Origin of the sequence: Pseudomonas sp. PICF141 (assembly GCF_002286815.1) — a bacterium.
In the GTDB taxonomy this organism is placed as follows: domain Bacteria; phylum Pseudomonadota; class Gammaproteobacteria; order Pseudomonadales; family Pseudomonadaceae; genus Aquipseudomonas.
Map to the genome: position 1 here is coordinate 1 of NZ_MUNM01000052.1, position 21,650 is coordinate 21,650.

Annotated in this window: 19 protein-coding genes; all 19 read right to left on the minus strand. The window is 49.8% G+C overall.

What is annotated here, in order from left to right; translation table 11 throughout:
- Positions 1-483: 483 nt before the first annotated feature.
- Positions 484-843 (minus strand): VanZ family protein, encoded by a 360-nt coding sequence (locus BZL43_RS14180; RefSeq protein WP_095632881.1) that lies wholly within the window; start codon positions 841-843, stop codon positions 484-486.
- Positions 840-2,930: a YjbH domain-containing protein gene (locus tag BZL43_RS14185; RefSeq protein ID WP_095632882.1), complete on the minus strand. Its 2,091-nt coding sequence runs from the start codon at positions 2,928-2,930 to the stop codon at positions 840-842. Before BZL43_RS14185 ends, BZL43_RS14180 begins: the two co-directional genes overlap by 4 nt.
- Positions 2,927-3,694: a capsule biosynthesis GfcC family protein gene (locus tag BZL43_RS14190; protein ID WP_095632883.1), complete on the minus strand. Its 768-nt coding sequence runs from the start codon at positions 3,692-3,694 to the stop codon at positions 2,927-2,929. Before BZL43_RS14190 ends, BZL43_RS14185 begins: the two co-directional genes overlap by 4 nt.
- Positions 3,691-4,350, minus strand: coding sequence for a YjbF family lipoprotein (locus BZL43_RS14195; protein ID WP_095632884.1), 660 nt, complete (start codon positions 4,348-4,350; stop codon positions 3,691-3,693). Before BZL43_RS14195 ends, BZL43_RS14190 begins: the two co-directional genes overlap by 4 nt.
- A gap of 14 nt (positions 4,351-4,364) precedes the next feature.
- A complete protein-coding gene (locus BZL43_RS14200; RefSeq protein ID WP_177409335.1) occupies positions 4,365-5,477 on the minus strand; it encodes a polysaccharide biosynthesis/export family protein in 1,113 nt (370 codons plus the stop codon).
- 87 nt (positions 5,478-5,564) lie between these two features.
- On the minus strand, positions 5,565-5,837 hold the full coding sequence (locus tag BZL43_RS14205) for a hypothetical protein (protein ID WP_095632885.1): 273 nt from the start codon (positions 5,835-5,837) through the stop codon (positions 5,565-5,567).
- 423 nt (positions 5,838-6,260) lie between these two features.
- Positions 6,261-6,800: a dTDP-4-dehydrorhamnose 3,5-epimerase gene (rfbC, locus tag BZL43_RS14210; protein WP_095632886.1), complete on the minus strand. Its 540-nt coding sequence runs from the start codon at positions 6,798-6,800 to the stop codon at positions 6,261-6,263.
- Positions 6,797-7,675: a glucose-1-phosphate thymidylyltransferase RfbA gene (gene rfbA / locus BZL43_RS14215; protein WP_095632887.1), complete on the minus strand. Its 879-nt coding sequence runs from the start codon at positions 7,673-7,675 to the stop codon at positions 6,797-6,799. The genes rfbC and rfbA overlap by 4 nt, the downstream gene beginning before the upstream one ends.
- Before the next feature lie 45 nt (positions 7,676-7,720).
- Complete coding sequence (gene rfbB, locus BZL43_RS14220) at positions 7,721-8,791, minus strand: dTDP-glucose 4,6-dehydratase (protein WP_095632888.1); 1,071 nt, start codon at positions 8,789-8,791, stop codon at positions 7,721-7,723.
- 80 nt (positions 8,792-8,871) lie between these two features.
- Positions 8,872-10,275: a mannose-1-phosphate guanylyltransferase/mannose-6-phosphate isomerase gene (locus BZL43_RS14225; protein ID WP_095632889.1), complete on the minus strand. Its 1,404-nt coding sequence runs from the start codon at positions 10,273-10,275 to the stop codon at positions 8,872-8,874.
- A 53-nt stretch (positions 10,276-10,328) separates the two neighbouring features.
- The gene (locus BZL43_RS14230) at positions 10,329-11,435 is read right to left on the minus strand and encodes a DUF1972 domain-containing protein (protein WP_095632890.1); all 1,107 of its coding nucleotides are present in this window, start codon (positions 11,433-11,435) and stop codon (positions 10,329-10,331) included.
- Complete coding sequence (locus BZL43_RS14235; protein ID WP_095632891.1) at positions 11,428-12,573, minus strand: glycosyltransferase family 4 protein; 1,146 nt, start codon at positions 12,571-12,573, stop codon at positions 11,428-11,430. Before BZL43_RS14235 ends, BZL43_RS14230 begins: the two co-directional genes overlap by 8 nt.
- Positions 12,574-12,584: 11 nt before the next feature.
- Positions 12,585-13,655 carry a polysaccharide pyruvyl transferase family protein gene (locus BZL43_RS14240; RefSeq protein WP_095632892.1) on the minus strand — a complete coding sequence of 357 codons (1,071 nt, stop codon included), beginning with the start codon at positions 13,653-13,655 and terminating at the stop codon, positions 12,585-12,587.
- Positions 13,652-14,827 (minus strand): oligosaccharide flippase family protein, encoded by a 1,176-nt coding sequence (locus BZL43_RS14245; RefSeq protein ID WP_095632893.1) that lies wholly within the window; start codon positions 14,825-14,827, stop codon positions 13,652-13,654. Before BZL43_RS14245 ends, BZL43_RS14240 begins: the two co-directional genes overlap by 4 nt.
- A 20-nt stretch (positions 14,828-14,847) precedes the next feature.
- On the minus strand, positions 14,848-15,906 hold the full coding sequence (locus BZL43_RS14250; RefSeq protein WP_095632894.1) for a glycoside hydrolase family 5 protein: 1,059 nt from the start codon (positions 15,904-15,906) through the stop codon (positions 14,848-14,850).
- On the minus strand, positions 15,899-17,128 hold the full coding sequence (locus tag BZL43_RS14255; RefSeq protein ID WP_177409336.1) for an O-antigen ligase: 1,230 nt from the start codon (positions 17,126-17,128) through the stop codon (positions 15,899-15,901). The genes BZL43_RS14250 and BZL43_RS14255 overlap by 8 nt, the downstream gene beginning before the upstream one ends.
- A gap of 38 nt (positions 17,129-17,166) precedes the next feature.
- Positions 17,167-18,330, minus strand: a complete 1,164-nt coding sequence (locus BZL43_RS14260; RefSeq protein WP_095632896.1) for an acyltransferase — start codon at positions 18,328-18,330, stop codon at positions 17,167-17,169.
- A 255-nt stretch (positions 18,331-18,585) separates the two neighbouring features.
- Complete coding sequence (locus BZL43_RS14265) at positions 18,586-20,805, minus strand: polysaccharide biosynthesis tyrosine autokinase (protein WP_095632897.1); 2,220 nt, start codon at positions 20,803-20,805, stop codon at positions 18,586-18,588.
- A 45-nt stretch (positions 20,806-20,850) separates the two neighbouring features.
- On the minus strand, positions 20,851-21,345 hold the full coding sequence (locus BZL43_RS14270; protein WP_095632898.1) for a low molecular weight protein-tyrosine-phosphatase: 495 nt from the start codon (positions 21,343-21,345) through the stop codon (positions 20,851-20,853).
- Positions 21,346-21,650 lie beyond the last annotated feature (305 nt).

Here is a 21,650-nt window from a genome sequence, read left to right on the forward strand (position 1 = left end):
GTATGTTTTCCTAGGTCGATGGCGGCGATAGCTACGTTGTTCATGGCAATGATCTCCGATGAGCCCCCGGTGAAAGCTTAGTGGGCGATCACAGGGGGGAGGCGGGGGTAGCCATTTCATTAGGTCCGATTTGTCCTTAACTGATTGGTATTACCCCTTTGCCCTCTTTTTTTGTCGCAACTGTCGAAGGCTGCGTTGACCTGTAGCAGCTGCCGAGCTTGCGAGGCTGCGTTCGGCGGCGAAGCCGTCGTCAAGCCAGAACTTACTGTGCATCAGGCAAACCGCGTCAGCCGGATTCACGGCTGCCGCGCAGCCGAACGCAGCCTCGCAAGCTCTACAGCTGCTACAGCTGCTACAGCTGCTGATCGCATCAGGGATTAATTGACTGACATGTGCCGGACGGCAGGAGAGGTGTTGCTGGAGGGGTATAGCGAGATCAATGGTGACAGCATGCCGGTAGGCGGCCAAGTATTTCACGCCCTTTCAGCGCACCCAATACCTTGAAATCAATAAACCCATCAACACGCCGACAGTATTGGCCAGCATGTCGTAGGGCGAAGCCGTGCGCAGCGGCATCAAATCTTGCGCAGCCTCGATGAGTACGCCGGTGAGCAAGCACCCCACGGCGATCCAGCGAAACTTCACCGCGGGAAAGGCCAGGCGGCAGCTGCACGCAAATACCAGAAAACCGATCCAGTGATGCAGCTTGTCTTCTTCGGCGAACAGCTCCGGGATCGGTTGAGGGCGCAAACCGGCGAACAGCAGAATCATGGTCACTGCGGCAAAGACCAGGCCTCGAAGCCAGAACGGCAACTCGACCAAGCCTTTGAGCCACATGATCATTCGGTAATTTTCTCGAAGTTGTTGTAGAACAGGTCGCTATCACGTCCGTCGGTCATGGTCTGCAGCGAGTAGGCCCGATTCAGGCGTGCACCGCCATCGCGGGTCAGTGGCGCCCAGACGATGTTGGCCCGACGCATGGTAGAGGTACTCATCAGTTCGTCGAACGGGATGGAAACATAAATCCCTTTGTCGAAACTGCCCTCGCCATACTCTTCCTTCGAGGCGCTGGTCAGGGTGACCCAGGCGCCAAACTTCACACCGTTCTTGAACACCCGCGACAGGTCGACGGTGGTGCCCCAGTCCTTCGCCAGATAACGCCCGACACTCACTGCTGCGAGCATGTCATTGGGTAGCTCAGTATAGCTGGTGACATGCCCCGTCACGGTGTCGTAGTCACGCAGACCAAAGCCCTGATCATAATCGCGCTGGCGCACGAAGTTCAGGTCAGCGCCCACCGACCAGCGTTTCCCCGTAGGTCGATAGAGCACTTCGCTGCCAACGCCAGCGTACATGGACTCCAGATAACCGCCGTAGACCATGCCATACAAGTCCTGATCCAGCTGTTTCGCATGGTTGAACTGAAACGTCGGCATCATCACATCGGAGGTGGTCATGTATTGACGCAAATCGGTGCGCACTCGCGGCAGCCCGCTCGGTGCATCGTAGGTGAACTTGTCGTAGTTGTTCAGCAGGTTGACGCTGAGCAAGCCGCTCCACCAGGTATTGCGGGTGAAACGGTACTCCGCGTCGGCATCGGCAGTGAACTGATAAAGCAATCCATCCGGGCCGCCGATGTTCTGTTTGTAGCCCAGGCCGAGGCCATAAGTGAATGGCTCGAGTGCCTGGGTGTAAAGCGTGGTTTCCCGGTGTGCCATCGCCGGGTTGACCTCGGTCGTACGGTGCAATTCCTTCAGCGGCTGGTCATTGTTCACCACCGCGCGGAACGTTTCGCGCGGCACGCTGGTTTCTTCGATGGACATGTCATAACGCTGATTCACCAGGGTGAACCAATCGATGTCCTGATTGACGCTGTTATCAAGAATCCGGCTAGCCCGCCCGACAGCTTTGGACGGATAAAAATAGCGAGACTGCTCGCCATACACCATCAACTCGGAGCCACGCTGAGTGATGCGTTTCACCTTATAGCCGGCATTTTGTTGCAGCCGATTGGAGACATCGGCCCAGTTGACCTGATCGGCAGGTGTCGACGGTTCCTGCGCCGGCAGCGGCTCGGCGGGAGGATCATACGTCTTGACCGGCGCCTTGCGGCTGACAAAATTGGTGTGCAAGGTGATGCCAAACATCGCGGTATTGCCACGCTCCCAGCCAGCACTCAGATCGACACTGTCCGCGAGCTTATAGACCACGCCGATGTTGATCGGCAGGTCTTGCTTGATCGAATTGTCCAGCGGCTCGTTCTCGTAATCGTTGCCCTCATACTCGATCTTCAGGCTCAGCGGTGCCCAAGGCGTTTGATAAGCCACTCCGCCAAACAACGAAGGGTGGCCTCGGAAATACGCGTTGGTGTTCACGTCCCCTGCCCTGGCGACAGCCGCCGAGCTCTCAGGCCGGTCGTTGAACTTGCTGCCGAAGACCGCCAGCGGGTTACTGAAATCCCCCCGATTACCCAGATAGCCCCAGGCAATGCCGAGGCTGAAATCCAGGTCGCCATAACGCTTGTTGGCGACGAAATATTCGCTGGAAAACAGCCCGGTACCGCCAATGTCCCGGGCACCGACGGCGACTTGCGGTGCCCAGTGACTTTCTTCCCAAAGCCGCGCCTTGACGTCAATGGCCTTGTCTTTGAAGCTCTGGTCGCCGCTCAATTCTTCGGTGCCGTACCTGCGGTTGGTGATCGCGGTGTAACGAAACGAGCCCTCCAGCCAATCGAAAGGCTGCAGGGAAAAACTATAGCGGGTGTAAGGGTCGGTACGACTGGCCGTGGCGCTCAACTCCCCGGCGGGAGCCATGCGTGCGGTAGGCGTCTGCAACAAACCGACACCACCAAAATCATTCTGGGTGTAGCGTGGTTCACCATGAGCCAATCCACAGGGCAGGAGCAATACAACAGCAAAACGCAACTTCAAGGGGCCACCTCAGCCAGGGGTTGGGTGGCGAGAAACTCAGCCATTTGTTGATTGAGATCAGGCGTCGGTACCTCTAGATCATCGTTGCGGATCGGCACCAGAATCCTGCTGCCCGGCGCCGCAACAATGCCCTCCTCACGATTCCATGCCGCCACGCCCACGCGCCGAATCTTGCCGTCGGGCTGGATCAGCCACAGATAGTCGCGCTCGGCATCGTCCAGGATGGTGCATTGCCCGGCGTAGGCATGAACTTCTTGCATGGCGCGGTAAGGCACATGACAGGGCTGGGCGACTGCCCCGAGGATTTCCACGGTGGACGGCCGCACGGGATAGATCAGACGGTCGCCATCATCGAGCAAAGCGTTGCGGGCGAACCCCACTTCCACCGCGATCGGGTCGAGCACTGCAACCTGGCGCCCGGTGACCGGCAGTCGCTCGATGTGCTCATACAGGCGAGCACTCACATCTGCTCGCGTGCGCTTGCCATCCAGCAAGGCACCCCGTTGCAACAACTTCAGATCAAACAAGATGCCGGCCTTCAAACGCGCTTGCTGAACCTCCAACGAGCGGTGCAGCCACGCCGCACCCAGCCAGTAACTTTCGGCATTGGGCTGGGCACCTTTAATGACATCCATCAAACGTGCACCGGGTTTGACGTCGATGGGCCCAGGGCTACGCACATCACCGCTGACTGTTACGGCCGCCTGGCTCACGCTCGGCCCCATCAAGAACAAGCCCAGCAACACAAGGTTCGAACACTTCACCGGGCAGCCCCCCGATCGGGGCGTAGCTGTACGATTTTCAGGAACAGCTGCGGCGTCAGGTGTTGCTCACTGCGCAGGATGAAGCCGTCCTGGGGGTCGACCCAGTAGCGGTTGGTGGCGCGGAAATTCAGGGTGGGTACATCCACCTGCTCGTCGATGCGCAGCAAGGCGTAATCCTTGTCCAGAATGCTGATGGTTTCGATGCCATGGGGGCTGAAACGGCTGTTGACCGCAATGCCGATGCGGTTGCCGTCATAGATGTCAATCCAGCGCGTGCTGGTATAGCCGTCAGGCAATTGCTGCAGACCGCGTTTGAAGGGCGACTCATCATTAAAGCGAGTGCCATCCAGAGACACGCCCAGCCCGACGGTGCGTACCACCAGACCGTCGCGCATCATCAGCACCTGCTTGCCGGAAGCAACCCAGAACTGCAGGTCGCCGCGCCGACGGGCCATGGCCATCACCCCCTCGCTGGAGATGGTGGTGACCAGGATCTGCGGATAAGGCACGGCGTCGACCTGAGCGCGGGTCAGGTTGATGGAGGCAGGTCCTGTGATGGAGGATTCCAGAGTGTCCCAAGAGGCCTTCATCAACGGGTTACACCCGCATAGCAAGAGCGCCATCGACAGACAGGCACAGGTAGGCAAAATTTTCACGGCGGGATAGAGCCTTATCTGCTGTTGGCTTCGCTGAGGTCGTTAACCGAGCTGGCACCGGTCCCCAGGACACTGGCGGTAGGCAGAAGCTGAGTGATCAGACGGTTCCAGCGCGTCACGCCGGCCGGGCCGACATAGACGATGTCTTGCGGTTGCAAGTCGAAACGGGTGGCCAGCACCAAAGCGGAAGGCGATTCTGCATCGAGCTGGAATACCTTGGCCGGCTCGGTTTCCAGGTTGTCCGCACCGCGAATCACGTACACCGCGTTGCCATTGGAGGTGGTCTGGTTCAAGCCACCCACAGTGCCCAAGGCATCGGTCAGGTTGATCGATTTGCTCTTGAAGCTCAGCGCGCGAGGTTGATTGACCTCACCCATGACATAGATCCGCTTGAGATCGTTATAAGGCAGGTACAGCCGATCGCCGCCCTTGAGGTAGACACCTTGCAGTTGCGAATCCTGGCGATTGAGAGTGTCCAGATCCAGCTTGTACTCGCGTCCGTCGCGGGTCAGCGTCAGGCCTGACAGGTCTGCATTCGTCGGGTCCACCCCGGCCGCGCCAATAGCCTCCACTACGCTCAATGGGTTAGTGGTGATCGGTTGCTGGCCGGCTTTGATCACCGCACCGGAAACCACCACGGTCTGGCTGGCGAAGCGCAGTACGCTGACGTCAACCTGCGGGCTTTCGACAAATTGCGACAAGCGTTCGGCGATAAACGCCCGCAACTCTTCGATGGTTTTACCGGCGGCCGGAATATTGCCGATATAGGGATAAAACAGCGTGCCGTCCGGGCGCACCAGGCGACCGTTGGCATCGAGTTGCTGTTGCGGACCGGAAGGTGCCGTCAACTCCGGGTGATCCCAGACCGTAATAAACAACAGGTCATTGGCGCCCACCCGATAACCGCCTGGCGCATAAGACAACAACGCAGAGGGAACCGATTCGCGAACTTTGGTCGCGGCGTCCATGGCAATCAATTTAGGGGTGATGGGAATAAGCTCCACCCGGCTACTTTCGGGAGAACCGTCACTCACCATTTGACTGGTGTCCATGTGTTGACCAGGCGAAAACATACAGCCGGACAAGCTGATACTTGCCAGCATAACAACAGAAAACCTACGGATCATAATGGCACTACGCTAGTCGAGGGCAAGTCTAAAACAAGATCACCCAGAAAGTTCTGAGTGATCTTGTACAACACACTACGCGGGGTATTAGTTGGTACCAGTCGTACCACCCGTACCGGTGGTGCCACCCGTTCCCGAAGTACCGCCATTGGAACTGCCACCGGAGTTTGAGGCGGCCACTGCAGCGCCGAGAATAGCCGCGCCGACCAGCATAGTTTCGGCGACGGTTACACCCCCGACCAGCGGTGTGTCCAACGACAGGGGCTCGCTTTCGCTCACCGTCTTGCTCGCTGGTTCATCCGCTGCCAAAGCCGCGGTACTCATGACAGCCAGCAAGCCGGCCGTAAGTAGTTTCTTCATATCAGACTCCTTCTCGACATCAACTATGCATTAGATTGGATACTAGGACCGGGAATGAACAGCAGGTGAATAGAACTGATACCCGTATCGAACGAGACAGTTCATGCACATTGCCTCCTTTGGAGGATGTCATTTATAGGCATTGCATGCCATATGCCGAGCTTCGTCACCTCATCCGCAAAGCGCTTGCACAGGAGCTGGACGCTTTGACGAAAATGAGATTTTTCAAGACGTTTACTACCCAATAAGACATTTTCGACACAAATTCGCGATCTTGAACAACTCGCGCCTCATACCGACTGTTATTATTAGTCAGGATTTTCCCGAATCCCCCATCCCGCAAAGTTCTATGTGTTTGATTATCCAAGGCACAATACAATAGTCATAAATAGTTAATATTAACTATAGACCATCATTAATCCGTCATTCCCCACTCAACACCGCGCGCAAGCGCGGGTTGCGTAAGTCTTTTTCCGAGAGTAAAGGCGAATCCAACGGCCAGGCGATGTCCAGTTCCGGGTCATTCCAGAGCAGACCACCCTCGTCCTCGGGATAATACAGGTCGGTGCATTTGTATTGAAAATCCGCGGTATCACTGAGCACACAGAAACCGTGGGCATAACCCGGCGGCACCCATAGTTGAAGATGGTTGTCGGCGGTCAACTTGACGCCTACATGCTCACCACAGGTGGGTGATTGGGGATTGATGTCCACAACTACGTCGTACACTGCACCTTGGGTAACCCGCACCAACTTGCCCTGGGGCCGGGTCTTTTGGAAGTGCAAACCACGCAACACGCCATATTGCGAGCGCGAGTGATTGTCCTGGACGAAAGGCAACTCGATGCCGGCATCGCGATAACGCTGCTGGTGATAACTCTCGAGAAAGAACCCGCGATCATCGCCGAAGATTTTAGGCTCGATGATCAGTACACCGGGCAACCGGGTATTGATGACATTCATTTTGCGGGCTCCGTATTCAGCACCCGTGCCAGATACTGACCGTAACCGGTTTTGTGTAACGCGGTGGCTTGTTTATCGAGTTCCGCGGCCGACAACCAACCCTGGTGGTACGCCACCTCCTCCAGACAGGCCACTTTCAAACCCTGACGCGCTTCGATGGTTTGGACGAAATGCCCGGCCTCCATCAACGAATCATGGGTCCCGGTGTCCAGCCAGGCAAAACCACGTCCCAACACACTGACGTGCAAATCCCCGCGCTGCAGATACGCGTTGTTCACGTCAGTGATTTCGAGCTCGCCGCGGATCGAAGGTTTGACTTGCTTTGCAATGCTCACAACGTCTTTATCGTAGAAATACAAGCCGGTGACAGCATGGTCGGACTTTGGATGTTTTGGCTTCTCTTCGATCGAGATCGCCTTGCCGTTATCGTCGAACTCGACAACACCAAAACGCTCCGGATCACTGACTCGATAACCGAAAACGGTGGCACCGGTCTGTCGTTGTGACGCTTCGCGCAACAAGGCGCTGAAGCCATAACCGTAGAAGATGTTGTCGCCCAGAATCAGCGCCACATTACTGTCGCCGATAAAATCCTCGCCGATCAGGAAGGCCTGGGCCAGACCATCGGGAGAAGATTGTTCGGCATAACTGAGTTCAATGCCGAAAGAAGAGCCATCACCCAACAGGTTCTGGAAGTTGGGCAAGTCCTGCGGCGTGGAGATAATCAATATCTCGCGTATGCCCGCCAGCATTAATACCGACAGCGGATAATAAATCATCGGCTTGTCGTAGACCGGCAGCAGCTGTTTGGATACACCACGAGTAATGGGATGCAAGCGAGTGCCGGAGCCGCCCGCCAAAATGATGCCTTTCATATGAGGATTCCCTTCAGAGTTGAATAGAGGCAGGGTTTGAATGGTTCAACCGATATGGCCAAGACGCTCCGGGCGGTACTCACCGTTAAGGACGCGCTGCCACCACTCTTGATTATCCAGGTACCACTGAACCGTTTTGCGTATACCGCTCTCAAAGGTTTCCTGCGGTCGCCAACCGAGTTCGCGCTCGATCTTGCCCGCATCAATGGCGTAACGAAGATCATGTCCCGGCCGATCCTTGACGAAGGTAATCAGCTCGCGATAACGATCGACACCCACTGGCTTGTTGGGCGCCAACTCTTCGAGCAAATCACACAAGGTTTCCACGACCTCAAGATTGGTTTTCTCGTTATGGCCGCCGATGTTGTAGGTTTCGCCTACCTTGCCTCGGCACACGACCTCGCATAAGGCGCGCGCATGATCTTCTACAAACAACCAGTCGCGAATTTGCAAGCCGTCGCCATAGACCGGAAGAGGCCGCCCATGGATGGCATTCAGAATCACGTGGGGAATCAACTTCTCGGGGAAGTGATAAGGGCCGTAATTATTCGAGCAATTGGTCACCAGCACCGGTAGACCATAAGTGCGTTGCCAGGCTCGAACCAGGTGATCCGAACTGGCTTTGGACGCCGAATAGGGCGAACTTGGCGCATAAGGCGTGGTTTCGCTGAACAGACTATCGGTGCCCTCCAGGTCTCCATACACCTCGTCCGTAGAGATATGGTGGAAGCGAAAAACCTGTTTAGCCTCTTCTGCCAGGCCGTTCCAATAACGTCGGGCCGCCTCAAGCAAGGTATAGGTTCCGACAATATTGGTCTGGATAAAATCCGCGGGACCGTCGATAGAACGATCGACATGGGACTCCGCAGCCAGATGCATCACCGCATCCGGTTGAAACGTCGCGAATACTTGATCCAGCGCCTGAGCGTCGCAGATATCGACCTCGAAGAAGTGATAGCGCGGCGACTCGGCAATGCTGGACAAGGAATCGGAATTACCCGCGTACGTCAGCTTGTCGACGTTCGCGACCGTACAGGTGGTTTCATTTATCAGGTGGCGTACCACTGCTGATCCAATGAAACCGGAACCACCGGTGACTAGGATTTTTTTAAACATGAGTGGAGATCCTGACGACGAGATAAAGATAGAATCGGTAACCCGCCCCCGCTATTGGCTAACCCATCGGGGGTTGTAGTTCATGCCCTGCCGTATTTGTCTTCAAACCGTACGATATCGTTCTCGCCCAAGTAGGAGCCCGACTGGACTTCAATCAGTTCAAGGGGAATGACACCCGGGTTCTCGAGGGCATGCACTTGACCGATAGGGATGTAAGTCGACTGATTCTCGGAAACCAGATAAGTCTGCTCACCGTTGGTCACCTTGGCCGTACCGCTCACGACGATCCAGTGCTCGGCGCGGTGGTGATGCATCTGCACAGACAACTTCGCCCCCGGTTGAACCGTGATACGTTTCACTTGATAGCGAGTGCCTTTATCTATCGAGTCATACATGCCCCACGGACGATAAACTTCTCTGTGGTTCGAGTATTCGTGGCGATCGGATAACTTGAGCCGTTCTACTACTTTCTTAACGTCTTGTACTTGATCCTTGCGAGCAACCAGAATGGCGTCGTTGGTTTCAACGATGACCAACCCTTCGACGCCGATAGTCGCGACCAAACGGCTATTGGCGTGAACATAGGTATTGGACGTGTTCTCGGCGAAGACGTCCCCCTTGAGCACGTTACCGTTAGCATCTTTTGCAAAAGCATCGGCGAGCGCAGACCAAGAGCCAATGTCACTCCATCCGGCATTCATTGGGACCATCACCGCATCGGCGGTTTTTTCCATTACGGCGTAATCGATAGAGTCCTCGGGGCATGCAGAAAACAAAGCCCGGTCAACCCGAGTAAAATTCAAATCCTGCGAACCATTCCCCAAGGCCTCAATACAAGCAGATAAAATGTCAGGCCGGAACTTTTGCAACTCTTCCAGATAACGGCTTGCGCGAAACAGGAACATGCCGCTGTTCCAGAAAAAATTGTTCGTGAGTACATATTCTTGAGCTGTTGTCAGGTCGGGTTTCTCGACAAAACGGTTCACTCTGAAACCGCCGCCAATTTCGTCACCCTTCTCAATATAGCCATACCCCGTTTCGGGATAGGTGGGCACTATCGCGAAGGTTACTAGCTTCCCTTCCATTGCCAGCGCAAGAGCGACCTTGATGGCCTCCTGGAAAGCATCGATATCTTTAATTGTGTGATCCGCCGGCAAAACCAGCAGCATCGGATCCTGACCTTCGACCGTTGCTTGCAGTGCGGCCAGAGCAACCGCTGGCGCCGTATTACGGCCTACGGGCTCAAGTAGGATATTTGCACTCTCCATACCCAGCTTTCGCAACTGTTCAGCGGCCAGAAACCGATGCTCTTCGTTACAGATGAGCCTAGGGGCCTGTATCTCCAAGCCATCAAGTCTCTGAATCGTGGCCTGAAGTAAAGAGAGATTGGTATCTATTAACGACAGGAATTGTTTGGGGTTCAGTTGTCGCGAAAGTGGCCATAGGCGCGAACCAGAGCCTCCAGATAAAATAACCGGAATCATTTAGCACCTCATCAAAAAGTAAAAAACTGGTTTAGATCGAAGTGATGGATGACTTATGAAGGTCGCCATTCAATGAAAAGTTGCTCATACGCGCTCAACACTTTTTCCCACTTGAAACGCTCAACAAACCTCGCGGCACCTACTTCCTTCATATCCGCAATTCTTTCTTCGTCCACCAGTAGTTCATCCAGTAGATGCGAAAGAGACTGCTTATCCGAAAAGTAAGCTGCGCCCTCACCCACGACCCAACGGTTAAAGGGATTATCGTGAGCGATAATCGCGCAGCCAGCGCCAAGCGCTTCAACCAACGATGGGTTAGTTCCGCCAACACGATGACCATGGAGATAGAAACAACTGAAATATCTAAGTGCCTGGACGATGCTTGCATCGTAGATAGCACCTGGAAATATCACCTCATCACTTGCTGCGTCCATCACCTTCTTATGATATTCATTCGTGCTTGGCGTAAAGTTCCCGAGCACCACAAGTTTATGATTCCTGACAGAAGAGCTAAATGCATCGACCATCTCAAAAAAAGAATTCTCTGGTTCTGGCCTTGCAATAATAATGGAAAAATTTTTAGGTTCTAAAGAAAAACCGGCCAATACTTCGACTGACGCCGACTTCACTTCATCACCGCCATAGGGAATCATGGTGATCTTATCGGCACTGACACGTGTGGCGAGGTGATCTTTTATTTTCGGATGGTCGGCGACGAGATGATTGCCTATCCAGCACCCCAATCGCTCATTCATCCAGAACCAAGTCTTGGCAATCGGCCCCCACTTTTCTCTACGCCATTCGATGCCGTCCATATTGATTATATTGGTCTGGCCTTTGGCCCGTTGCAGAAGATTAAAAATGGCAGTGTTGTAACCCAATGTCAAAAACAGACCTTTCTCACGAAGTGCGTGGCGTACTGCCTTGAAATCAAAGATAACAGTGCCTAGTGCGCCCTCTCTGGAAACAGGTATATGAACACGACGAATACCTTGCCATTCGGTTTCTGTTATTGCACCACTGCCGCCTTCCTGGCAGTAAACAGTGATTCTCCAGCCCTTCTCTTTTAGATAGACCGCCAATTTCTCGGCAAATGTCTCGAAGCCGCCATGTTGGGCCGGAATACCTCTTATCCCTAGAATCAACAAATGCCTATTCATAAGTTTCAAATACCTTTATGTGCAAACGCGCTACGCGCTTCCAATCATGTTTTTCTATCATCGCAGCACGAGCGTTCTGCGAAATATGCTCTGCAACATTTGAGCCTAGCGCTGCTAATATTTGCTTGGCCAAATCACGCGGGTTATCCGTTTCAAACAAAAAGCCGTTTTTGTTTTCATCCACGACCTCGATCATAGCTGGCAAACGTGACGACACCGTAATACAGCCATACGACATTGCCATCAGTAGCACGCCACTTTGATAGATTTTCTTATAAGGCAGAACAACTACATCGGCAGAAGAATAATAAAAGTCGACATCTTCATCATTGATATAGCGAATATGCGGTATGACCACATTCGATATATTTTTTGATTTAATCAACTCTTCATAATGATGAAAAGAATCCTTCCAGACCTTGCCCGCGATTAGCAATACGGCATCAGGTTCGAGTGCCGAGACAATCTCCATCGCATTTAAAAGAACATCCAGCCCCTTGACCTTTTTTATCTGACCAAAGAAAAGTATGAGTTTTTTATCAACTGGCAATGATAGGTGCTGACGAGACAATAAGTTATCCCGTCGTTTAACGAAGGGAAGATAGTTACCGTGAGGGATAATCGCGATTTTTTTATCAATCCCTTGCGCTGAGATCACCGAGCGTAACTCTTGCCGAGAAAACTCGTTATGAACGATAAATTCCTCCGGCGCTCGCAATATAGAGGTGTGGGTTCTGGTTAGAGATGCCCCCGAAAATGACTCAACATCATGAACCGTCGCGACTATTTTAATGCCACTAAACCGCAATAAATTGCACGTTATCAATTCGAGAAGTGAATACTGAAAAAAATGCAGATGGCAAACTCTTCCGCCTTTTTTCTTTATATCAATAATGGATCTTGTCAGCGCCACGACAAATCTGGCCAGCCGGATCACCTTATTTGACTTTCCGTACACACCTTTAAAAAACTTATTGATCGTAAAATTGTTTGAACTTTGCTCCTGCGACTCAGGGCAAGTGTAGAGATGCACACAAGTATTGTTTAGAACCAGCCCTTGCCCGAGACCGGTATTATAATAATTCATTCCACCGTGCCCTCCTACCGGTTCAATGATAAAATAATTTAAGCGATCCATGAAAAAATCCTTTATTCAGTTAAACTTAAAAACTGATATATTTCGTTAACAGTCGATATCGCCAGTTCTTTATGTGTGTTTTTTTCACCTATAGACCAGCCGTTGTACTGAGGCACAAAACTATTTATCGCGCCCCGGTGAATCAAACACTCATCGGTGTTCGTTTCAGCGGTAAATTTTTTGTTTTTGTCTGAGTAATTGTACAAAGAGAAAGGTGTACCTACTGAATAGGCGAGCACCGCAGGATGCAATCGAGCGCTGACTACATGCCGGGCTTTCTTTATACAATCTATTGATCGATCAATATCACTGCCCATAACTTTAAATACTGAAAACCCGCAATTTTCCAATTCACGCTCTGCATACAACGATACGCTTGTATCAACCTCTGCATCAGCATTCAATATGCCGATCTTATTAACATCCAACGCTTTGCATACTTTGATCGAAACATCTAACAACTGCCTGTATATATCGCTACTTGATTGCTCACCATACCCATCAAGATCGCGCAAACACACGACGATGTACTCATCGCCACCCAAGTCATCTGCGTCTTTTATTCCACCGGTATCGAGCGCATATGCAAGATCCACAGACTGTTTTATTTTTCCAGGTCGCATCCAGGGATTAATTTTTTTAATAGCCTGCAAAGAAGCAGAATCTCTAATATAAAGTGCTTTGGCTATTAAAGTTGCGAGAAGCAAGATTAACCGGGTTTTTATTTTTTTATGATTATCCACACCAATACCTGCGTAGATAATACGCGCACCGAACAGACGACCCAGCGCCATGTACTTTATTCCACCGGTTCCGCCCTCATCCATAAAGCAAGTTCCGCCACCCCAAATTATTGCGGAACTGCTTATTACGTTCTTGTAGGCTACTCTAGCGTTATCCTTATTAAGCTCTACCACACTCACAGCATTATCGCTAATAAAGCTTTGTTTCCGGAGTGACCGGGCATCCCCGTAAGTCAATACGGTAAATACCAAACCTGGTTTTTTCAAAGATAAGAGCGACTTCAGCATCAGAAGATCACCAAAGTTATCCCCATAATACCCGATAATAGAAACATTCATAAATGCACGCTCTTTCTATAAAGAATATAGTACGAAACAGCTATGAAGAACTCACTAGCCAAAATACTTAAACCAATACCTTTTGCTTCAAACGGCATTAGTAAAACAAACAAACCAACCTGCAACGCCATCCCGGCACTGGCGACCAGTATTTTTTTACTTACCCACTCTTCGCTCAATAATGCAGCGCCAAAAGGTGTTGCAAAAAATCGGAAGGGAATAGACAAAGCTGCTATTTGCAACACCTGAGCCGCATAATCATATTCAGCACCAAATAACAGTTGAACAAGCTCACTGGAGTAAAAACTTAAGCCTCCCGCAAAAATTACTCCCACTGCAAATGAATACAACGAATGCTTTACAGGGAGACCCTTTTCCGCCATTGAAAGGGAATGGTACTTTTTTATCAGATAGGTGTTAAATACGGTATTAGGAGCTATATACAATGCCGTGAGCAACGTATTGCAAATCGCCAGATAACCAGAATAGGTAGAGCCATATATAACACCTAATAAGGAAATAGGAATTTGCAACTGAGCAATATTCAAGGCGCCATTCAACGAGTATTTAAAGGAGTCCTTCAAAAAATCCCGAATCTTTAAACCTGCTTTCTTCCCGTGCCGCGTTATGAAGGTTATACACAGTACTAGACAAATTATATTAGCTGCACCCAAGGCGATTGAGGCCATCGTAAAGCTTGGGACCATAAAATAAAAAATTGCCACAACCCCGAATATCCTTGAAAGCGGCAACACCACTTGGCCAAACGAAATTCGTAGAGGATTGCTCTTGAGTTGTCCTTGAGTGATTACAATCGCCTGAGAAGATAGTGCGACAACACCCGTCGCCAGTAAAACCGACTCCAAAAGATGTATTCCCGCTCCGTACAACAGCATTGTGCTGACAACAAAGGCACCCAGCGTATTGAGCAAAAGGCAAACATAAGCAACTTGCATGTATCCGGTATATTCCGTTGGAGACCGGCTGACACGCCTCAACAACAAACTATTTATGCCACTGAACGCCAATGCTCCCAGCGTTATCGTGATTGCATTGGAAAAGGATATAAGGCCGAAGCTCGCGGCATCCAAGGTTCTGCTCAGTATGACTTGAAGTAAAAAAGTCGCACCCGCGGCACCAAACGACGAAATCAACAATTGAATTGCTTTCAAGAAAAGTGTCCTGCTCGCGATCAGTCAGCGGCCTGAAATCGATCGTTCAATTTAAAATGCGCCTTCAACAGAAGGTATTTTTTAGACGAGGTATCAGGGGCAAGACCTTTTGTTGTCAATGACAATTCGGGATTCCAGATATCAGCTTCTTTATAAGAATGATAAAACCAACTCCAGCCCTTGCGCTCAAATAGATCTAATAGTGTGTTCATGTACAATTCAGCGTCATCCGCCGGACTATAATTCGACACACTGAACTCACCCACTATCACTGGCCCGGGGTAATTTAAAACCCGGGACAGGGTTTTTCTAAAATACAACCTCAAGCTCTTTTCATTTCTCAACAAAAATGGAAGTCGCTGATTGACAGGAAATTCATGAACGCCTTGATGAGTAAAATCCCCAGGATCGTAATAATGCAGGCTGCCTATGACCTGTTTGTCATTAGTCAGATGAGTGATCTCACTCCAGTTGGATCGCTGTCCGTTAGGGATTCCATTTGGTTGAATAGTGATGCGCGGCTGAATCAAGACCAGTTTGCCTGGCGAGATCGCCAATATCGTTTCTGATACCTGCTTTAAAAAATAAAGATATTGCGCAAGCTCAGCCTGCGCCGGCTCGTTCACAATGTCATAGCCGATGACAATGCTTTCATCTTTATACTTCCCTGCCAATTGCGCATAGCTTTTTATAAGAGCACGCCTCAGATCAGCGTTACGCCAATACTCATCGCTCATTGAACCCGAGTATTTTTTGACGTTACCGGGAAAGGTATGAACATCAATCAGAAGCAGAATATTGTACTTCTTTGCATACCGAATATAACGATCAAGCACAGCGACTGCCGTACTGTCCAACCCACCTACTTCATCAAATAATGGATGTGATGCAAACGCAACACGCACGGCATTTACATTTAAATCACTTAAATTTTTAAAGTCCTGCTCATTTAAATTCAAGTCAACATTAAATCCTCGCAACGGCATATCCAACTTGTAATCGAGAACACTTCGAGTCAACGCCTCCACATTAAAAGCAGCTGCCAGAAGCATCACACACAAAAAAGCACTTCTAAGCATGTCGTTTCGCTCTATCATTAAGTGCGCAAATTATTCCGAAATTTATCCAGATAATTGCCTGTATGCTATCCGCTCGAAATGACCAACCCTGAATTCCGGTTATCAGTATCGCAATGATAGAGACCAGCGCGGCGGCCGACGCATTGTTAACCGCAACATCACCGCCTCTCTTGATCGTATTCTTATGAATCTTGTAGATTCCAAATATGAGGACTAAATAACTGAAAATCCCTATCAGCCCCGTCTCTGCCATGACCAGCAAGTACATGTTGTGAGCCGGATACCTAAAGCTTTTAGACGCACCAAACTCATCATACTGCTCCATGACATCTACAAAATTATTCCAGCCCACACCGATGAGCGGATGCTCCACAAACATATTGAGCGCGATTTTTGCCAAAATCAGTCTTGAGGTTGTACTTGACTCAGGCGCATCAAAAAATCTTGCATAGAGATTTTCCAAATTATAAATAGCACCTGCCATAATTACTAAAGAAAATATCACTGATGTATAGATTATTTTTTTGTTTCTTAGAATCGAACTTCCATTTTGGCGTTTAAAATAAAAAAGGCACAGGCCCATTACAAAAAAATACAATACAATTTGAGTTCTTGAATAGGTTAAACAGATAACGACAAAACCTGCTGCGATTGCACTGATATACAGCAACCTGCCCTTTCCATTTACTGCACCATAAACACAAAATGGCAGTAGTAGCACCGTAAATAGCGACAACAAGGCAGGATGCCTCAAGGTACCTGTGACCCGGGTGATTCCGTTTTCAACAAAAAGTTCTTTAACTTGCTGAGCATCTTCCGTGACATCACCGGTTGCCAGTTGATATGCCGCATACATCGTTTCAAAGAGTATTAATAACGCGGCAACCTTGGTGAATTTCTCCATGGACTTTCCATCTTGGAAAACCGATCTCACCACAAGAAACAGCACGATGATCTTCCAATGCCGAAAAATTTCATAAACAGTGAAGTTCACCGCTTGCGAGTTAATAATTGACACAGAAGACAACACAACAAAAAATATCGCTATTGCCGTTATCCGATCAATTTTTATCTTTTCCAAATTGATTTGTTTACTGAAAAAAATGATGGACATCAGTATCAGAAACAAAAAGATATCGTAGGGTGCAATGGAAAGCTCTGCCCCCCCTAGATGTATCTCAGCCCCCGTCAATCGATACCTCAGATTGAAGGCTGTTGCCACGAGAAGCAACGGAAAAAGTATATAGTTGACAAGGACCCTTACTGGCATTTTAGTTCTCGAGAATAGGCTGTCGTGGCTATTCTTTTACCGATGTCGATAAATGGCATTTCGACATACCGATGAACCAACGATGAAATTGCGTAGGTTAGCACTATCGCTAATGCAATATAAATCGCAACCAAGTCGCTTCCTAAATAGCCGAATGCTCTCGCAACGATTAACACGGCATCGATAATCAAGATATGGATCAGGTATGTGGAGTACGACAGCACTCCCAGTTTGACGAGAAACTTATTCCTGAGAGGGGCTTTAGATAGTTCCAATATTCTGGTCATCCAAGGCTGCCTGAATCGGCCATTCAGTTTGAATACGATCGCCAATACAGCCCATAAAGTGATCGACGAAAAATTGGCAAAGGATCGCGTAATCAGACCTATCCCCAAGACGATAAGAATGATCAAAAAACCATTCTTCAGGTTACCCTCATCACGGCGAAACATATCATGGGTTAGCATTCCTATGATAAAAACAGGTAACTTTATAAGAATAAAACTGCCGTAAGAGAATGTCAGTCCAGAGTGCGCGAGGAACAATAGGGCAAGCAAACTTGATGCAACTAGCAGTTCCTTTCCGCGCTTAAGCAAAAAGCCAGCTACCAAAAAAGGCGCGATCAAATAAAACTGCCATTCCAGTGTCAAACTCCATGCCGGAGCCAAAAAGGCATCACCTGCATGGGGTAGTATCTGGTCCGGAATCATCCCTTGAAGCAACATCAAACAAGGCAGCAAGTAAGCGGCCACATTCCCTTTGATATTTTCCCAATAACTTTCAATCGCTGCTATTTGTCCAGGTGAGCCCCATGGCATTTCCATGCGAACATTCATCCTTTCGTTGAACAGCACGGCAGCAAGCAGCATAGCCAATAGATAAATTGGAATAATTCTGAAAGCACGTCGAATAATATAGGCTTTATATCCGCTATTTTTCCCGCTCAGGGCTTTGGCAATAAAAAAGCCGCTTAAACAGATGAAAATATCTACCGGAATAGCTGTGGCCAACAAAATTTCATTGATGATATGAGGTACGTTACCTATCGCCGGACGAAAACAGGAATACAAGTGACCGAAAACAACCCACCATGCCATTAGCCCTCGAATAGATTCAAGTTCTACGTAGAATTCCTGTTTATTTACTATGGCCATCTTTTTCTCAAATATCTATCAGGAGAAGTCAATTGAAACTGCACACCATTACTTCCCAACCAGCCACATCAGAGAAATAGGTTTTCAGTTTTTTCGAAAATCCACGCTACCGCCCCAGGATTTATAGTCAATTTCCTGAGAACACGGTGAATTTCTTGCTGACCAACAGGTATCAGCTCCGGGCTCGGAGCGGACACCTTACCTTACTTATCAGTAGATTAGTCGGGAGAGACTTAAGGCCTTGGTAGACCTGAATCAACTTTTATCTGATTGATACTCGTAATTGTAATAACCATAAGCACCATAGCCATATTTTGCGGAAGCCCGCTTTTCTACGCCGTTAAAAATGGCACCTTTCAACCTGATCCCGTTTTGAGCGAACCGGCGAATGGTCAGTTCTATTTCTCTTGAAGGATTAAAACCAAAGCGCGCAACAATCAGATTTGTACCCGATTGCCTACCAACGATCGCCGCATCAGTTACCGCCAATAATGGGGGGGTATCAAGGATGATCAAGTCATACATGTCACCGACCTGCGCTAGCAGCTCGCTGAAGTTCCGATGCATCAACAGCTCAGAAGGATTAGGCGGTATCTGCCCACGGCTGATGAAGTCAAAATTGTCGATTCCTGTTTTATGGATTGCAGCTTTTAGATCGCAACGTTTGGCCAAGACATCGGAAAGTCCGTTGGTGCTGGGAGAATTCAGGACTTTATGGATATAACCTTTACGCATATCCACATCGATAAGTAAGACTCGCTGACCTGTTTGGGCGATCACCGCTGCCAGATTGACAGACACGAAGGTTTTACCGACTTGCGGGCTGGGACCGGAAATCATCAAACGATTGTTATCAGCTTCATGCATCGCAAAATGCAGACTGGTACGCAAACTGCGGAGCGCTTCAACAGCCAGATCAGTAGGGTGGTTCACGGCTAGCAGTGAGATACCGTTGCCAGGACGCGCCCCTCTTTTTTCATCAGCATTTTTTTGCAGTGTGCTGTAAGGAATCGAGGCGTATACCGGAAGGCCAAGCTGCTCAATTCCTTCCGGGCTTTCCAACCCGCGATTCAATGCCTTGCGTAGTAGAACCAGCAGCACTGCCAAGAAGGCACCAATAAAGGTAGCAATCAGAACGATTAGGACTTTTTTGGGTTTGATCGGCTTGATCAGATTCACATCCGCCGTATCGATCAACCGCACGTTGCCTACCGTCCCGGCGCGCATCACATCAAGCTCTTGGGATTTATTCAGAAGCTGCGTATAAATAGCCGTACCTACTTCAACGTCGCGAGTCAGGCTGAGCAGTTCTTGCTGGGTCGAAGGCAGATCTTGAACCTTCTCTGCCAGACGTTGTTGCTTGCTACTCAGTTCAGCGATCTGAGCGAGCAGCGCACGATAAGCAGGATGTTGACGGGTGAATTTTCTATCCATCTCGGCTTGTTGGAGTTTTAGCTGGGAGATGGCTGTATCCAGCGACACAATCTGGTCCAGAATTGCTTTGGTTTCCAGGCTGATATCTACGGATTTCGTACGTGTCTGATATGTATTAAGCGCATTACCGGCCCTCTCCAGATCATTTTTGACTTGAGGCAGTTGCTCTTTCAAAAACTCCAGACTTTGCGCGGCCTCAGCCGAAGTCCTTTGTACATTTTGCTCGACATAGAGTTCGGAAATCTTATTGAGGATTTTTACCGCCAATTCCGGCTCGGTACTTTCTAACGCCAGCCCGATGATGCCCGACTCTTTTCCACGCTCGATAACATCCAGCGCTTCCTGATAATCCAAAATGCTGGTCAATCGCGGTTTACGCACAATACGAAACCGGGTTCCAGGATTGGCTCGCAACTCCTCGACAAATAGCTTAACGCCCCGTTGATCGATAGCCTCTCCAACTTTCCCCTCAGCTAAAAGCTCATCAGCTTCATCAAATAGTTGGAAAGCTCCATTTTCACCGGCCATGAAGGTCAGTTTCTTAGCTAATTTATCTTGTGGTAGGTCAAGGCGAGCTATTTTTAACGATTCGCCACCCCAAGCATAACTTGTCATGCCCAACCAAGAACCGGCTATTTCATCAGGGTTAGCGTTTTTAAATCGACGCGCAACGAACTCGCCAAAAATGGGGAAGTAATTGGGATCTACAATAATAGCCAGTTTCAGCTCGTCAACCGTCTTGCCAATCACCGCACGAGACTTGATCAGTTCGATCTCGGTCGCCGAAGGCGACTCTTTTCCCAACATGCTGCTGACATCGGAAAAGCCCAACAAATCGTTCTTTTTCGCTTCAACCTGCAACAGCGCATTTGCCTGGTATACCGGAGTTGCAAGCACCGCGTACGCGGCCCCAGCCACCATGAAGGCGCCGGTTACCGCGGCAATCAGCCATTTATGGTCGATGAGTGTTCCAAACAAGCCGAGAAGATCAATCTCGTCATTGTCGTCGTCCCGCACGTTAACTACCGGTGCTTGCTGCATAAGTCGGATTCTTTGCCTGTATTACGATTCAATAAGGAGTGGCCATCAGCGCGCCAGGCGCTGTGCCCATGCGTGTACGGCTTCTTCAATCAACGCATAAGCGTGCACAAATGCAGGTTTGCCTTGACGGTAGGGGTCGCTGATTTCGCGATCGTCTTGCCATTTGCCCAATAGCAACACTTTGCCTCGCGCTTCAGGGGCAATGTTGAGCACGCCACTGACATGTCGCCGTTCCATCACCAGAATCAAGTCCGCCTCACTGACAGCTTGAGAGGTGAGCTGAACGGCTTGGTGTTCATGGGGCAGATGGCCATGTTCGGTGAGCACGGCGTGTGCCGTCGACTCGATGGGTTTGCCCACCAAGGCAGCGAGGCCAGCGGAACTGACCTCGATATCGGAATGAACGAGCGCCCCGCGCAGCAAATGCTCCGCGGTGGGACTGCGGCAAATATTGCCGACGCAGACAATCAAAACCCTTTTAAGCAAGATAACATTCCCCGTCTTGTCAACATTGGCGGTGACATAGCACTTGCCGAACATAAGAGCTTTAAACTACGAATGAATCCGGGTATTCATAACCCGGTAACTGCAACTGAAACTTTCAAACCATCAGTGCGTATTTATTACCATGACGCTTGAACAGCCCCCAACTTTTTCTCCAGACAAAAAATAACATTTCACTCTTTGAGCGTGAAAATAACAGTGCATGAATTTATCCAGACAATTTCTAACAATTGTCGTTTTCCCGCGACCGTTCAATCTAAATTACACCGAAACGGCGAACGGTTAATATATAGCCGTTCCGTTAGTGCTTTGCCAGGGCGTCGGCCATTCGATTAGAAGTT

Coding starts and splice junctions, on each gene's coding strand:
- BZL43_RS14225 (WP_095632889.1), bottom strand. CDS start 10,275: ATGATTCCGGTTATTTTATCTGGAGGCTCTGGTTCGCGCCTATGGCCA.
- rfbA (WP_095632887.1), bottom strand. CDS start 7,675: ATGAAAGGCATCATTTTGGCGGGCGGCTCCGGCACTCGCTTGCATCCC.
- BZL43_RS14260 (WP_095632896.1), bottom strand. CDS start 18,330: ATGGCCATAGTAAATAAACAGGAATTCTACGTAGAACTTGAATCTATT.
- BZL43_RS14180 (WP_095632881.1), bottom strand. CDS start 843: ATGATCATGTGGCTCAAAGGCTTGGTCGAGTTGCCGTTCTGGCTTCGA.
- rfbB (WP_095632888.1), bottom strand. CDS start 8,791: ATGTTTAAAAAAATCCTAGTCACCGGTGGTTCCGGTTTCATTGGATCA.
- BZL43_RS14240 (WP_095632892.1), bottom strand. CDS start 13,655: ATGAATGTTTCTATTATCGGGTATTATGGGGATAACTTTGGTGATCTT.
- rfbC (WP_095632886.1), bottom strand. CDS start 6,800: ATGAATGTCATCAATACCCGGTTGCCCGGTGTACTGATCATCGAGCCT.
- BZL43_RS14200 (WP_177409335.1), bottom strand. CDS start 5,477: ATGATCCGTAGGTTTTCTGTTGTTATGCTGGCAAGTATCAGCTTGTCC.
- BZL43_RS14270 (WP_095632898.1), bottom strand. CDS start 21,345: ATGTTCGGCAAGTGCTATGTCACCGCCAATGTTGACAAGACGGGGAAT.
- BZL43_RS14205 (WP_095632885.1), bottom strand. CDS start 5,837: ATGAAGAAACTACTTACGGCCGGCTTGCTGGCTGTCATGAGTACCGCG.
- BZL43_RS14265 (WP_095632897.1), bottom strand. CDS start 20,805: ATGCAGCAAGCACCGGTAGTTAACGTGCGGGACGACGACAATGACGAG.
- BZL43_RS14230 (WP_095632890.1), bottom strand. CDS start 11,435: ATGAATAGGCATTTGTTGATTCTAGGGATAAGAGGTATTCCGGCCCAA.
- BZL43_RS14235 (WP_095632891.1), bottom strand. CDS start 12,573: ATGGATCGCTTAAATTATTTTATCATTGAACCGGTAGGAGGGCACGGT.
- BZL43_RS14250 (WP_095632894.1), bottom strand. CDS start 15,906: ATGCTTAGAAGTGCTTTTTTGTGTGTGATGCTTCTGGCAGCTGCTTTT.